The organism is Microbacterium allomyrinae, assembly GCF_020682705.1.
Classification (GTDB): Bacteria; Actinomycetota; Actinomycetes; order Actinomycetales; family Microbacteriaceae; genus Microbacterium; species Microbacterium allomyrinae.
In genome coordinates this window covers 111,979-125,894 of sequence record NZ_JAGTTN010000001.1, presented here as the reverse complement: position 1 = coordinate 125,894, position 13,916 = coordinate 111,979, and the positions used below count along the sequence as shown (strand labels likewise).

The following is a 13,916-nucleotide window of genomic DNA, read 5'->3' as shown; positions in this document are numbered from 1 at the left end:
GACGCCATGGCCGAGCCCATCCCCGATACCCTGCCCACTCCTGCGACGTGGGAGCGCGTCGACGCATACCTCACCGAGACGCTCGTCGGTCACGATCCCGGACTCGAGCGCGCCGTGGTCGACCAGAACGCGGCGGGGCTTCCCGCCATCGAGGTGGCGCCGGTGAACGGCAAACTTCTGCACCTCCTCGCGCGGATCTCCGGCGCCCGCCGCGTGCTCGAGATCGGCACCCTCGGCGCGTACTCGACGATCTGGCTCGCGAGGGGTCTGCCCGACGACGGCCGGGTGGTCACGATCGAGGCGGAGCCGCGGACCGCCGACATCGCGCGGGCGAACCTCGAGCGCGCCGGGGTCGGAGGGCGGGTGGAGATCATGCTGGGCCGCGGCGCCGACGTGCTGCCCACGCTCGCCGGTCCGATCCTCGACGGCAGTGCGGCACCGTTCGACCTCGTCTTCATCGACGCCGACAAGGAGTCCAACACGATCTACCTCGACTGGGCGGCGAGGCTCGGCAGGCCGGGGACGGTGGTGGTCGTCGACAACACGGTCCGCGGCGGCGAGGTCGCCAACCCGGCGACCGAGAACCCGCAGATCATCGGCGTCCAGCGCGGTCTCGAGATGCTCGGGCGGGATCCCCGATTCGATGCGACAGCCCTGCAGACCCTCGATGCGAAGGGCTACGACGGCATCGCGATCGCGATCGTCGTGTGACGACGGATGCCGCGACGCCTCGTCCAGACGGGCCATCGCGTCGATAAAGGGTCGCTCCCATCGATAGGGTAGGGGCGGACCGACGACGCTCCGACGAACCACCCTCCACAAGCAAGGAGTCACCCTGTGGCACTGATCGAGGCTGTAGGCGCGCGCGAGATCCTCGACTCGCGCGGAAACCCGACCGTAGAGGTGGAGGTGCTGCTCGACGACGGAATCGTCCAGCGCGCGGCCGTCCCCTCCGGCGCGTCGACCGGCGCATTCGAGGCATACGAGCTGCGTGACGGCGACAAGAGCCGCTACGGCGGAAAGGGCGTCCTGAAGGCCGTCGCCGCTGTCATCGACGAGCTCGGCCCGGCAATCGAGGGCGTCGAGGCGAGCGAGCAGCGCATCATCGACGAGATCCTCATCGAGACCGACGGCACCGACAACAAGTCGCGCGTCGGCGCGAACGCCATCCTCGGCGTCTCGCTCGCCGTCGCCAAGGCTGCGGCGGATTCTGCCGACCTTCCGCTGTTCCGCTACCTGGGCGGACCCAACGCGCACGTGCTGCCCGTCCCGCTCTTCAACGTCATCAACGGCGGCTCGCACGCCGACAACGGCATCGACATGCAGGAGTTCTTCCTCGCGCCCATCGGAGCCGAGACGTTCGCCGAGTCGCTGCGCTGGGGCACCGAGGTCTACCACGTCCTCAAGGGCGAGCTGCTGAGCGCAGGCTACGCCACGGGCCTCGGCGACGAGGGCGGGTTCGCCCCCGACCTCAAGAGCAACCGCGAGGGACTCGACTTCCTCATCAAGGCGATCGAGAAGGCCGGCTTCACGCCGGGCACCGAGATCGCACTGGGCATGGATGTCGCCGCCACCGAGTTCTTCAAAGACGGCGCGTACGTCTTCGAGGGCAAGAACTGGACGGCCGAGCAGCTCACCGACTACTACGTCGATCTGGTGGACGCCTACCCGATCGTCACGATCGAGGACGCCCTCGCCGAGGACGACTGGGATGCCTGGAAGCACCTCACCGAGAAGCTCGGCAAGAAGATCCAGCTCGTCGGCGACGACCTGTTCGTCACGAACCCGACGCGCCTCGCGGACGGCATCGCCCGCGGAGTCGCGAACTCGCTGCTGGTCAAGGTGAACCAGATCGGCACGCTGTCCGAGACGCTGGATGCGGTCGACATGGCGCACCGAGCGGGCTACACGGCGATGCTCTCGCACCGCTCGGGAGAGACCGAAGACACCACCATCGCCGACCTCGCTGTCGCGACCGGAGCGGGTCAGATCAAGAGCGGCGCGCCCGCTCGCAGCGAGCGCGTGGCGAAATACAATCAGCTTCTGCGCATCGAGGAAGAGCTGGGCGACGCGGCGACGTTCATCGGCCGTGCGGCCTTCCCGCGCTTCAAGGCCTGACGCGCACGACGCAGAGACGAGAGGGGGAGCCGTGGCGAAGAAGACGGCTCCCTCTCCTCGTTCCTCCCGTCCGCCGCGGCGCCCGATCGACGTGCGTGAATGGCTGGGCGGCATCCGTCTGTCCGGCTTCATGGTCATCATGCTCGGCCTCGTGGTGCTGGCGGCGTTCGTGCTCGTTCCCACGATCGGCACGTACGTCGATCAGCGTCAGCAGATCGCGGCGATCGAGGCCGCAGTGCAGGTCAGCCGCGACGAGGTCGCCGAGCTGGAGTCCCAGCGCGACCGCTGGAGCGATCCGGCCTACATCACGACGCAGGCGCGCGAACGGCTCTATTACGTCAAGCCCGGCGAGGTCGTCTACCTCGTGGACGACGATCTGCCGCCCGAGCTCGCACCGCAGGAGCGCGAGCCGGTGAGCGAGGACGTCGAGCAGACGCGCACGGATTGGATGGCCCAGCTGGTCCGTTCGGTCACCGAGGCGGGGCTCGCCCGCACCGTCGCGCCCGTGACGGTGGGTGTGCCCGACCCTGAGCCCACTGCCACGCCGGCTCCTTGAGCCGGCGGCGGGGAGCAGCATCCGTTCTGCGGGGCCCGCACGTGCCCGGCTCTCTCCAGCAGCGTCCCAGGCGTGGCCGGTACCCTGGCACTCGACCTAGGAGAATCCCGTGACGACCCCGCCATTCCCCCCTGTCAGCGACGCCGACCTGGCCGTCCTGCGCGAGCAGCTCGGGCGCCCCGCCCGCGGCGTCGTCGGGATCGCCGCGCGTTGCGTGTGCGGAAACCCCACCGTCGTCGCGACCACGCCGCGGTTGCCCGACGGCACGCCGTTCCCCACGTTCTACTACCTCACCCACCCGGCCGCGACCGCCGCGATGTCGGTGCTCGAGGCGGATCACGTCATGCGGGGCATGAACGACGAGCTCGCCGAGGACGAAGAGCTGGCCGCTGGCTACGCCCGGGCGCACGAGGCGTTCCTGCGCGACCGCGCCGTCTACGGCGAGGTCGACGAGATCGAGGGCATCTCGGCCGGGGGAATGCCCACGCGCGTGAAGTGCCTGCACGCGCTCGCGGGTCATGCCCTGGCGGCGGGTCCGGGCGTCAACCCCATCGGCGATCGCGCCATCGCGATGTCGACGTGGTCGCCCACGCGCTGCGTGTGCACTCAGCCGGGGACGGGCGGAGCCCGGCCGGGCGCGGCCGAGGCCGGAACCGACGGATGACGGCCCGGCGCAGACGGATCGGGCGGCGTCTGCCGGCGGTGGTCGCTGCTGCGGCCGTCGCGCTGACACTGGTCGCCGCCGCGCCTGCTTCGGCGCTCGCATCCGATACGGCCGACGAAGACCCCATCCGCGCCGCGGAGTACTGGCTGGCGGACTACGGCATCGAGAAGGCCTGGGAGACGACGCGCGGCGCGGGGACGACGATCGCGATCATCGACACCGGGATCGGCAAAGGCCCGGTGGAGTTCGACGGCGCGGTCGCCGGGGGCACCGACGTGTCGGGGGTCGGCGCGTCGGACGGGCGCACGCCGGTGGGCGCCGTCGATGCCGACCACGGCAGCTGGGTGGCCTCGCTCGCCGCAGGGCGGGGGACCGGACCCGGCACCGGCATGATCGGCGTCGCACCCGAGGCCGAGCTGCTGTCGGTCTCCGTCGGCTTCGGCTCCTCGGCGACGCGTTCCTTCGCCGACCAGATCGCCGACGCCATCCGCTGGTCGGTCGACAACGGCGCCGATGTGATCAACATGTCGCTCACCACGAACCTGCCCGACTGGCCCGAGAGCTGGGATGACGCGTTCCTCTACGCCTTCGACCACGATGTGGTCGTGGTCGTCGCCGCCGGAAACCGCGGCAGCGGCACGACACGGGTGGGCGCCCCGGCCACGATCCCCGGAGTCCTCACGGTGGCAGGGGTCGATCCGCAGGGGAAGGCGAGCGTCAACGCGTCGACGCAGGGCATCACCATCGGCGTCGCCGCGCCGAGCGAGGATCTGATCGGCGTCTCGGCCGATGGTCGCCTCGTGCAGTGGGACGGCACGAGCGGAGCCGCGCCCATCGTCGCGGGCATCGCCGCTCTCGTGCGCTCCGCGCATCCCGATCTCGACGCCGACGACGTCATCAACCGCATCGTCAAGACCGCACGGCCTGCGGCGGCGGCGACGGAACGCCCCGATCCGCTGTACGGCTACGGACTGGTGGATGCCGCGGCCGCCGTCTCGGCCACCGTGCCGTCGGTGAGCGCCAACCCGATGGGCAGCCTCGAGGAATGGGTGCGCCTCTACCGCCGCGCGCAGAGCGTGCCGCTGCCACCTGAACCGGAGCAGGTGGCCGAGGTGCCGCCGCTGCCGTCCGCCGAGATGCCGGAGCGCGCGGCATCCCCCCTCCTGCCGGATCGCAACACCCTGCTCTACGGGACCCTGCCGCTCACGATGGTCACCGCGACAGCTATACTGGTGGCGCTCGGCGTCACCGCAGCTGTCCGACGCATCCGATTGGCGTCCCGCGCGCCGAGCCGCTGACACAGGAGGAGTACTCCAAACCGTGACCAACACCGTGCCCAAGATCCTCATCGTCGGTGGCGGATACGCAGGCTTCTACACGGCCTGGAAGCTCGAGAAGCATCTGCGCAAGAACGAGGCGGAGGTGACGATCGTCGATCCGCTGCCTTACATGACGTACCAGCCGTTCCTTCCCGAGGTCGCTGCCGGTTCGATCGAGGCCCGCCACTCGGTGGTCGCGCTCCGCCGCCACCTCAAGCGCACGAATGTCGTGGCCGCCAAGGTCACCGGCATCAACCACGCGAACAAGGTGGCGACGATCACGCCCATCGCCGGTGAGCCGTACGAGTTCGCCTACGACCAGATCGTCGTGACGGCAGGCGCCGTGTCGCGCACGTTCCCCATCCCGGGGATCGCCGACAACGCCATCGGCCTCAAGACGATCGAAGAGGCCGTCGCGATCCGCGATCGCCTCATGTCGAACTTCGACAAGGCGTCGGTGCTCCCCCCGGGACCCGATCGTGATCGCCTCCTCACGGTGGTCGTCGTCGGTGGCGGCTTCGCCGGCATCGAGGTGTTCGCCGAACTCCGGTCGCTCGCCTCATCGCTCGTCAAGAGCTACCCGCAGCTCACGTTCGACGACACGCACTTCCACCTCATCGAGGCGATGGGGCGCATCATGCCCGAGGTGTCGCTCAAGACGAGCGAGTGGGTCCTCAAGGACCTCGCCAAGCGCGGTGCCAACGTGCACCTCGACACGCAGCTCACCGGCGCGATCGACGGCATCGTCGAACTGTCGACGGGCGAGAGCATCCCCACCGACCTCATCATCTGGACCGCCGGCGTCATGGCGAACCCGACGGTCGTGCGCGGCGGCGACCTTCCCGTCGAAGAGCGCGGTCGCATCCGGACCCGCGCCGACCTGCGCGTCGGCAGCGAGGACGAGGTCGTCGAAGGCGCCTGGGCGGCCGGCGACGTCTCGGCGGTGCCCGACCTGTCCGGCGGTGGCGTCGGCGGCTACTGCGTGCCCAACGCGCAGCACGCCGTGCGGCAGGCGAAGCTTCTCGCGAAGAACCTCGTCGCGGTCCTGCGTGGTGAGCTTCCGCGTGAGTACTTCCACAAGAACATGGGCGCGGTCGCGGGCCTGGGCCTGTACAACGGCGTGTTCCAGTCCGGAAACATCGCGCTGAAGGGCCTGATCGCGTGGTTCGCCCACCGCGGCTACCACGGTCTTGCGATGCCGTCGTGGGAGCGCAAGTTCCGCGTGCTGTGGGGCTGGTGGAACAACTTCTGGCTCCGCCGCGACCTGGTGAACCTCTCGACCGTGCAGAGCCCCCGCTACGTGTTCGAAGAGTTCGCCGCGCGTCCGCGTCCGCCGCAGCCGGTCGAGGCCGAGCCTGTCAAGGCGCCGGCGGCACCGCGCAAGAAGGCACCCGAGAAGGTCGCTGCGTCGAGCTGATGCCTCGCCGTGCGTTCGCACGAGTCTGAACGGCCGGGAGCGGCATCGTCGCTCCCGGCCGTTCTGTGTGCGGCACGGGCGGCGCCACGGCGATCAACTGACGTCGGCGGCTATCGTGGGGTTCGCGCCCCCGTAGCCCAATCGGCAGAGGCAGGCGACTTAAAATCGCCAGAGTGTGGGTTCGAGTCCCACCGGGGGTACTCCCACGCGCGTTCCTGCGCGCACTATGCCGACGCGGGAATGAGTGCAGCCCGCGAAGCCTCAGGTGCACCGACCGCGGGGTCCGGGCGCGTACGGCGGGCCCTCACGCGGGACATATGCTGTACGGCATGCGCGCGCACCCGAAGCGGGCCGTATGAGCCTTGATCTCCTGTCCACCGCCCCGGCGACGAAGCCCTGGGAGGACCCCGCGTCCTACTGGGGCGCGATGACCCATGCCCTCGCGGGGGTGAGCGGGCCGGTCGCGGCGCTCAACCTCGAAGCGCTGCGGTACAACGCGCTCGATCTCGTGGTGCGCTCCGCCGGAGTGCCGATCCGTGTGGCGAGCAAATCCGTTCGCGTGCGGGAGGTGCTGGATGCCGTCCTCGCGCTGCCGGGCTATCAGGGCATCCTCGCGTTCACCCTCCCCGAGGCGCTGTGGCTCGCCGAGAGTCGCGGAGGGGCGCCGTCGAACGACGACATCGTGCTGGGCTATCCGACCGCCGACCGCGCGGCGATCGCCGCGCTGGCCGCCGACGAAGCCGCGGCGAGCCGCATCACCCTGATGGTCGACGACCTTGCGCAGCTCGATCTGATCGACGCGGTCGCGGCCCCGGGCACGCGCGCCGAGATCCGGGTCGCGATCGACGCCGACGCATCGTGGCGCGCTCCGGGACTCGGGCATATCGGCGTACTCCGCTCGCCGGTGCACGATCCTGCCGAGGTCGCGGCGCTCGCCCGCTCGATCGCCGCGCGCGTCGGCTTCCGCCTCGTGGGTCTCATGATGTACGAGGCTCAGATCGCTGGCCAGGGCGATGCCACCGGGTCCGGCGACGTGGTCGTGCGGTGGATGCAGCGCCGCTCCGCCGCCGAGCTGCTCGACCGGCGCGCGGCCATCGTCGCGGCTCTGCGTGACATCGCTCCGTTGGAGTTCGTCAACGGCGGAGGAACCGGCTCGCTCGAGCTGACGGCATCCGATCTCGCGGTCACCGAGCTCACCGCCGGCAGCGGCCTGCTCGCGGGGCGCCTGTTCGACGGCTACCGGGCATTCGATCCCGCGCCCGCGGCCGCGTTCGCGCTCGACGTGGTGCGCAAGCCGCTCCCCGATGTGGCGACCGTCCTCGGCGGAGGGTGGATCGCCTCGGGCCCCGCCGTCGAATCGCGCCAGCCGGCTCCGGTGTGGCCGGGAGGGCTTCGCACCGCACCGCGTGAGGGCGCCGGAGAGGTGCAGACGCCTCTGCGCGGAGACGCCGCACGCGACCTCCACGTCGGCGACCGTGTCTGGTTCCGTCACGCCAAGAGCGGTGAGCTCGCCGAGCGGGTCGATCACTACCACGTGGTCGAGGGTGCAGTCCTCGCGGGCACGATCGACACCTACCGCGGCGAGGGGAAGGCGTTCCTGTGACGCGTCCCGGCGGAAGCTGGCAGAACTGGGCGCGTTCCGAGTCGGTGCGGCCGCAGCGGATCGAGTTCCCCCGCACGATCGAAGCCGTCCAGCGCGCAGTGAGCGCGGCCGCGGCGCGGCGGATGCCCGTGAAGGCGGTCGGCGCGGGGCACAGTTTCACCGGCATCGCGGTCGCACCCGGTGTGCTTCTCGAACTGCGCGATCTCACCGGGATCGTCTCGGTCGATGCGGACCGGGCGCGCGTCACGCTCCTCGCCGGCACGCGGCTGCACCAGATCCCGGCGCTCCTCGCGCCGCACGGTCTCGCGATGGAGAATCTGGGCGACATCGATCAGCAGTCCGTGGCGGGCGCGATCTCCACCGGCACCCACGGCACCGGGGCGCGCTTCGGAGGTATCTCGACGCAGGTCGTGGGCGCGACGCTGGTGATGGCATCCGGCGATCTCCTGCGTATCGACGAGCACGAGAACACCGAGATGCTGCCGGCGGTTGCGCTGGGCCTGGGAGCCCTCGGCATCCTCGTAGAGGTGACACTGCAGTGCGTCCCGGCGTTCGTGCTGCATGCCGTCGAACAGCCCGAGGGCCTCGAAGAGGTGCTCGTGGCGCTGGATGAGCGCGTGGCGGCGGCGGATCACTTCGAGTTGTACTGGTTCCCCCACACCGATCGCGCGATGACGAAGACCAACACCCGGCTTCCCGACGATGCGCCGCGGCATCCGCTCTCACCCATCGGCAAGTGGGTCGACGATGCGGTCGTCGGCACCGGACTGCATCAGATCGCGTGCAGCGTGGCGAAGGCGGTCCCGGCTGCGATTCCGGCCATCAACCGCACCGCGGTGCGGCTCTGGGGCGATCGCGAATTCACGGATGCCTCGGCCCGCGTGTTCGCGACGGCCAGGTCGGTGCGCTTTCGTGAGATGGAATACGCTCTGCCGGCCGAGAACGTGCGGGCCGCGTTCGCACAGTTGCGCGCGCTTGTTTCCGATCGCGGCTGGCGGATCTCGTTCCCGGTAGAAGTGCGCTTCGCCGCCGCCGACGATCTCTGGCTCTCCACGGCGCACGGGCGCGCGACCGGCTACATCGCCGTTCACCGCTACTGGCGCGACGATCCGACCGAGTACTTCGGCGCCGTGGAAGAGATCATGCTCAGTTACGGCGGACGCCCGCACTGGGGCAAGCTGCACACGCTCGGGGCCGAGACGCTTCGCGAACGGTATCCGCGTTTCGACGACTTCGTCGCCCTTCGCGACACCCTCGATCCGGAGCGGCTGTTCCAGAACCCGTACCTCGAACGCGTCCTCGGTGGGTAACGGCTGGGAGTAGCCCGCTCCGGCTCCTGCGTGCGGTGTGCTCGTGGCTAGGATGAGGGCACACCTGGAACGGAGTCTCGGCTATGGAGTGGCTGATCGCTGTCATCATCGTGGTGGCGCTCGTCGTCATCGCGGGCATCTATCTCTGGGCGACGTACAACTCGCTCGTGCAGTTGAACGTGCGGGTGGATGAGGCGTGGAGTGACATCACAGTCCAGCTCAAGAGACGTGCCGATCTGCTGCCGAATCTCATCGAGGCCGTGAAGGGCTACGCGGCGCATGAGAAGGCCGTGTTCGAGAATGTGACCCGGGCCCGTGCCGAGACTCTGTCCGCCGGCGGACCAGCCGAGGCGGGTATCGCCGAGGGGCATCTGCAGCAGGCGCTGAAGTCGCTGTTCGCCGTCGCCGAGGCCTACCCTCAGCTGCAGGCGAGCCAGAACTTCCTGCAGCTCCAGCAATCGATCGTCGACACCGAAGACAAGATCCAGGCGTCGCGCCGCTTCTACAACGGCGGAGTGCGCGAGCTCAACACCAAGATCAAGGTGTTCCCGAACAATATGTTCGCCCGCAACCTGGGCTTCCACGAGCGGGAGTTCTTCGAGGTCATCGACGGTGCGGCGATCTCCGAGCCGCCGAGAGTGCAGTTCTGAGTCTCCCGTTCGATGCGAGGCACGAGCGTTTGACGCGGTGCGAGTCGGGGACGTGTAGCGAGGAACGAGCGGGTCGAACCCCTCCACCGCTGTCCGCTCCCGGCGGTAGCGTCGGGGCATGCTCCATCGGCTGACGCGTGAGCAGGCGCGACGCATCGCGGTGCGCGCTCAGTTGCTGACGGCCGAACGCCCGGCAGGCATCGTCGAGACGATCGATGCGGAGCGGGTTTACCCGCGCGACCTGCCGGAGATGTCGCCCGAAGATGCCGCACGCGAGCGCGCCGAGCGGCGCCTGAGCGCATTCGGGCTCGCGCGCGCCCGGGGAATCGCCCAGCCGTTCGAGCCGATCGACGTGGGCGAGATGGGGGAGGAGGCGGTGGTGGAAGGCGTCGACGGGCGCTGGCGCGTCGATCCGGCGGCGCTGGATAGTCTCGACGCGTTCACGCCGCGCACCGCGCTGCTTTCGCCGTTCGACCGGCTCGTGTCGGATCGGCGTCGACTGGCGGAACTGTTCGGATTCGAGTATCTGCTCGAGATATACAAACCGGCCGCGAAGCGCCGCTGGGGCTACTTCGCGCTGCCGATCCTTCACGGAGACCGGTTCGTCGGCAAGCTCGACGCCAAGGCCGACCGTCGGGCGGGGGTGCTTCGCGTGCACGCCGTGCACGAGGACGAGCCCTTCACACCCCAGACCGGCGACGCGGTGGCTCGTGAGATCAGCGAGCTCGCGACCTGGCTCGGGCTCGACGTGCAGGGTGGGGCAGCCGCGTGAGCAGAAGAACGGCGGTCAGCGGACGGCGAGCACCATCTCGTCGCCGTCGAATCGGATGCTCCCGCGCAGGGACCAGTCTTCGGCTCGGTAGGTGAACGAGGCGGCAGTGCCGTCGAGGGCGGTTCCGCGAGCGGTGGCGATGAGCACTCCTCCGGTCGCGTCGAACGTCGCTCCGTCCGCGGCGATCATCACGGACGGCAGTCGGTCGATGCGGAACGCGACCGCGTCGAGGGCCGAGAGGTCGGCCGCCCACGGTACGACGATCCCGCAGTGGTCGGGCACGGTCGTGGCCGGCTCTGCGCAGACGCCGGCGTAGGCCTCTATCTGCTCCTGTGCGAGTGCGGTCGCACCGGAGGAGAGGGATGCCTCGAGCGCGACAGCCGCGGAACTCTCGCCCGTGACCGCTGCCGTCGCCTCGCCCCGGACGATTCCGGCCGGTGCGGCGGAGACCGGGTACTCCGCCGGAAGCAGCCGAACGATTCCGGCAGGCACGAGTGCGCCGCCGATCCGCACCGAGTCGCCCATGGTCGTGGAGACTTCGAGATGCGCGAGCGCGTCGCTGCCGAGCACCCAGCGCCCGTCGTGCTGCGTCAGCGCGAAACCGATGGTCGCGTGCTCGCCGGCGAGGGTGGCGTCCGCTGTCACCGAGCCGTCGGCGCGCGTCTCGAACGAGATATCGGCGATGCGCGCGCTCGCGCCAGCGAATGCCGCCTCGAGCGTGCCGACCTGGGTGGTCCCTTCGGGGAGCATCGGCTCGATGGCATCGAAATCACCGGTCGAAAGGGCGTTGAGGTACGTCTCGGCGGCGGTGTGGATCGACGGCGGTCGGGTCAGAGACCAGATCGCGGCGGCGGCACCAGCCGTCACCACGATGGAACCGACGACGACTCCGACGACGGCTGCGCGCTTCACCTCTCTACGCTAGCTCGCGAGCTCATCGGCGGCGAGCGCGATCGGCTCAGGCGGTCCGGCCTCGTGCCGCCGCGCCTCGGGCATGACGTCGGCGAGGTCGCGGACCGCATCGCCCCAGCCGGAGATCGATATGGGCTCGAGGCCCTGCCAGGCCGCCGCGAGCCGGAGCTGCTCGGCGAGCCGGGGCGCGGCATCCGCGGGTCTTGCGTGCTCCCACCATGCGGACTGCACGAGCAGTGTCGACGCGGCCCGGTCGGCTTTGAGATCGACGCGCCCGACGAGGTCGTCGCCGATCAGCACCGGCAGGGAGTAGTACCCGAAGCGGCGCTTCGCGGAGGGCGTGTAGATCTCGATGCGGTATTCGAAGTCGAACAGGCGCTCGGCCCGGTCGCGGAACCACACCACGGGATCGAACGGCGTGAGAAGGGCGGCGGTCTCGACACGCCGGGGGAGCGCGGCGTCACGGTGCAGCCACGCCTTGGTCGGCTTGCCCGCGTTCGTCCAGCCCTCGACGGTGACGGGGTGCAGTTCTCCCGCGTCGGTCAGATCGGCGACTGCCGCCATCACCGCTGCGCGGTCGGCGAGGCGCCAGTAGTCGGCGAGATCTGCCGCGGTCGAGACTCCGTAGGCACGCGCCGCGCGGCGCACCAGCTCGCGGATCGCGTCGGGACGCGAGATCTCCTCGTCCAGCGCCGCGGCCGGGATCACCTGTTCGGCGAGGGCGTATCGGCGCTCGAACCCGCGGCGCCCGGCGATCGCGACCTCGCCGAACAGCCACAGATACTCCAGAGCGTGCTTGACGACGTCCCAATCCCACCAGGGACCGCGGTCGACCTTCTTCGCGTCGTGCTCGATCTGCGCGGGGCGCAGTGGTCCTCGATCGCGCAGTTCTGCGCGCACCCAGTCGACGATGTCTCGGTGCGTGTCGAACCAGCCGCCGGGCTTCGAGCCGTACTTGGCGCGCATGTCGTCCATCCGGAAGCCGAACAGCCCCCAGTCCGCTGCGGGGATGAATGCGGCGACGTGGGCCCAGTACTCGACGTACGGGGCACGGCGCGCGAAGAGCAGACGATCGAGCGCCGCGGTGTCGTACGAGCCGACGCGCGAGAACAACGGCATGTAGTGCGACCGCGCGAACACGTTGACCGAGTCGATCTGCAGCGTGGACATGCGCCCCAGAGCGGCATTGAGCTGGCGCGTGCCGGCCGTTTCGGGGCGCGGTCGCGCGAAACCCTGAGCGGTCAGAGCGACGCGCCGCGCCTCGGCGGAACTCAGTGACGACTTCACGCGCGCCAGCCTAGCCAGCGGTGCGGACATCGCACGGCGGTCCCGGGATGCCGCTGGTACATGGCCGCCGCGGCATGCGACGCACCTAGACTGGCGGGATGAGCGGCTCCGACGAAAAGCCTCGCGGTTCGCTGTTCGACGCCATCCGCGATCGCAGCCGGATCGTCTCCACGGACCTCTCGGGCTCGATCCCGCCCGGGCTCCGCGTCGCGACTGCGTACTCGTGGCGACTCCTGGTCGTGGCGGCAGCCGTCGGCGTGGCGGTCTGGCTCGTGATCCAGCTGAAGCTGCTGGTCATCCCCCTGCTCATCGCGATCCTCATCACGGCCCTGCTCTGGCCCGCGTTCGCGTGGATGCTCCGTCGCCGTGTGCCCCGCTGGCTCGCGATCGTGATCTCGGTGGTCGGCACGCTCGCGATCGTCACAGGGCTGCTCTGGCTCGCCGTCTGGCAGATCACGCGGCAGTGGTCCTCGGTCCAGGCGAGCACGGTCGAGGCCGTCGACCGCTTCCGGCAGTATCTGATCGAGGGGCCGCTGCATCTCAGCGAGCAGCAGATCGACGGCCTCCTCACCCAGGGCTGGGGCTTCCTGCAGGAGCAGGCGGGCCTGCTGTGGTCGGGAGCGCTCGCGATCGGCACGACGCTCGGCCACGTCGCAACCGGCGCGGTGCTGTCGCTCTTCATCCTTCTCTGCCTTCTCGCGGACGGCGCGGGCATCTGGCGGTGGACGCTGCGGCTGTTCCCGAAGAAGGCGCGCCCGGCCGCCGACGGTGCGGGGCGCGCGGGCTGGGTGACCGTCGTGAACTACGCGCGAACGCAGCTGCTCGTGGCCACGATCGACGCCGTCGGCATCGGTCTCGGCGCCTTTCTGCTCGGCGTTCCCTTGGCGATCCCGGTTGCGGTCCTCGTCTTCCTCGGTGCGTTCGTGCCGATCGTCGGTGCCGTCGTGACGGGGGCCGTCGCCGTGTTCCTGGCGCTGGTCTACAACGGCCCGTGGATCGCGCTGTGGATGCTCGTCGTGGTTCTCGGAGTCCAGCAGCTCGAGGGCCACGTGCTGCAGCCGCTGCTCATGGGGTCCGCCGTCAAGGTCCACCCGCTGGCCGTCGTCCTCGTCGTGGCGGGCGGTGCCATGATCGCCGGTATCCCCGGCGCCCTGTTCGCGGTGCCGCTCGCCGCCTTCGTCAACGTGGTCGCCGTCTATCTCGGCGAACGCGCGTGGGAGACCGGCGCGAGACCGACCGGAGATCTCATATGGAACACCGTCCCCCGGACGAGGAGAAGCCCCAAGTGACCACGACCACGCCGCACAG

At 69.9% G+C, this 13,916-nt stretch carries 13 protein-coding genes and 1 tRNA gene; 12 read left to right on the top strand and 2 right to left on the bottom strand.

The window, feature by feature from the left end; genetic code table 11:
- Nucleotides 1-6: 6 nt before the first annotated feature.
- From KEC57_RS00680 to KEC57_RS00630, 11 genes are all read left to right on the top strand, one after another.
- The gene (locus KEC57_RS00680; RefSeq protein WP_229382598.1) at nucleotides 7-711 is read left to right on the top strand and encodes an O-methyltransferase; all 705 of its coding nucleotides are present in this window, start codon (nucleotides 7-9) and stop codon (nucleotides 709-711) included.
- A 126-nt stretch (nucleotides 712-837) separates the two neighbouring features.
- Nucleotides 838-2,118: a phosphopyruvate hydratase gene (gene eno, locus KEC57_RS00675; protein WP_229382597.1), complete on the top strand. Its 1,281-nt coding sequence runs from the start codon at nucleotides 838-840 to the stop codon at nucleotides 2,116-2,118.
- Nucleotides 2,119-2,149: 31 nt separating this feature from the next.
- Nucleotides 2,150-2,674 (top strand): FtsB family cell division protein, encoded by a 525-nt coding sequence (locus KEC57_RS00670; protein WP_229382596.1) that lies wholly within the window; start codon nucleotides 2,150-2,152, stop codon nucleotides 2,672-2,674.
- A 109-nt stretch (nucleotides 2,675-2,783) separates the two neighbouring features.
- Nucleotides 2,784-3,338 carry a DUF501 domain-containing protein gene (locus tag KEC57_RS00665; RefSeq protein ID WP_229382595.1) on the top strand — a complete coding sequence of 185 codons (555 nt, stop codon included), beginning with the start codon at nucleotides 2,784-2,786 and terminating at the stop codon, nucleotides 3,336-3,338.
- The gene (locus tag KEC57_RS00660) at nucleotides 3,335-4,636 is read left to right on the top strand and encodes a S8 family serine peptidase (RefSeq protein WP_229382594.1); all 1,302 of its coding nucleotides are present in this window, start codon (nucleotides 3,335-3,337) and stop codon (nucleotides 4,634-4,636) included. The genes KEC57_RS00665 and KEC57_RS00660 overlap by 4 nt, the downstream gene beginning before the upstream one ends.
- 34 nt (nucleotides 4,637-4,670) lie before the next feature.
- Nucleotides 4,671-6,074, top strand: a complete 1,404-nt coding sequence (locus KEC57_RS00655) for an NAD(P)/FAD-dependent oxidoreductase (RefSeq protein ID WP_229383648.1) — start codon at nucleotides 4,671-4,673, stop codon at nucleotides 6,072-6,074.
- A gap of 126 nt (nucleotides 6,075-6,200) precedes the next feature.
- Nucleotides 6,201-6,274 (top strand) — tRNA-Leu (locus KEC57_RS00650).
- A gap of 155 nt (nucleotides 6,275-6,429) precedes the next feature.
- Nucleotides 6,430-7,677: an alanine racemase gene (locus KEC57_RS00645; protein ID WP_229382593.1), complete on the top strand. Its 1,248-nt coding sequence runs from the start codon at nucleotides 6,430-6,432 to the stop codon at nucleotides 7,675-7,677.
- Nucleotides 7,674-8,987, top strand: coding sequence for a D-arabinono-1,4-lactone oxidase (locus KEC57_RS00640; protein WP_229382592.1), 1,314 nt, complete (start codon nucleotides 7,674-7,676; stop codon nucleotides 8,985-8,987). Before KEC57_RS00645 ends, KEC57_RS00640 begins: the two co-directional genes overlap by 4 nt.
- Nucleotides 8,988-9,070: 83 nt before the next feature.
- On the top strand, nucleotides 9,071-9,637 hold the full coding sequence (locus tag KEC57_RS00635) for a LemA family protein (protein ID WP_229382591.1): 567 nt from the start codon (nucleotides 9,071-9,073) through the stop codon (nucleotides 9,635-9,637).
- Nucleotides 9,638-9,755: 118 nt separating this feature from the next.
- Nucleotides 9,756-10,409 (top strand): DNA glycosylase AlkZ-like family protein, encoded by a 654-nt coding sequence (locus KEC57_RS00630; protein ID WP_267492021.1) that lies wholly within the window; start codon nucleotides 9,756-9,758, stop codon nucleotides 10,407-10,409.
- A gap of 15 nt (nucleotides 10,410-10,424) precedes the next feature.
- On the opposite strand, the gene KEC57_RS00625 is transcribed toward KEC57_RS00630, so the two are convergent.
- Entirely contained in the window at nucleotides 10,425-11,321 is an 897-nt protein-coding gene (locus KEC57_RS00625; protein WP_229382590.1) for a hypothetical protein, read from the bottom strand.
- Between the two features lie 9 nt (nucleotides 11,322-11,330).
- Complete coding sequence (locus KEC57_RS00620; RefSeq protein ID WP_229382589.1) at nucleotides 11,331-12,608, bottom strand: winged helix-turn-helix domain-containing protein; 1,278 nt, start codon at nucleotides 12,606-12,608, stop codon at nucleotides 11,331-11,333.
- A 98-nt stretch (nucleotides 12,609-12,706) separates the two neighbouring features.
- Here KEC57_RS00620 and KEC57_RS00615 point away from each other — a divergent pair, with 98 nt between their 5' ends.
- Nucleotides 12,707-13,897 (top strand): AI-2E family transporter, encoded by a 1,191-nt coding sequence (locus tag KEC57_RS00615; protein WP_229382588.1) that lies wholly within the window; start codon nucleotides 12,707-12,709, stop codon nucleotides 13,895-13,897.
- Nucleotides 13,898-13,916 lie beyond the last annotated feature (19 nt).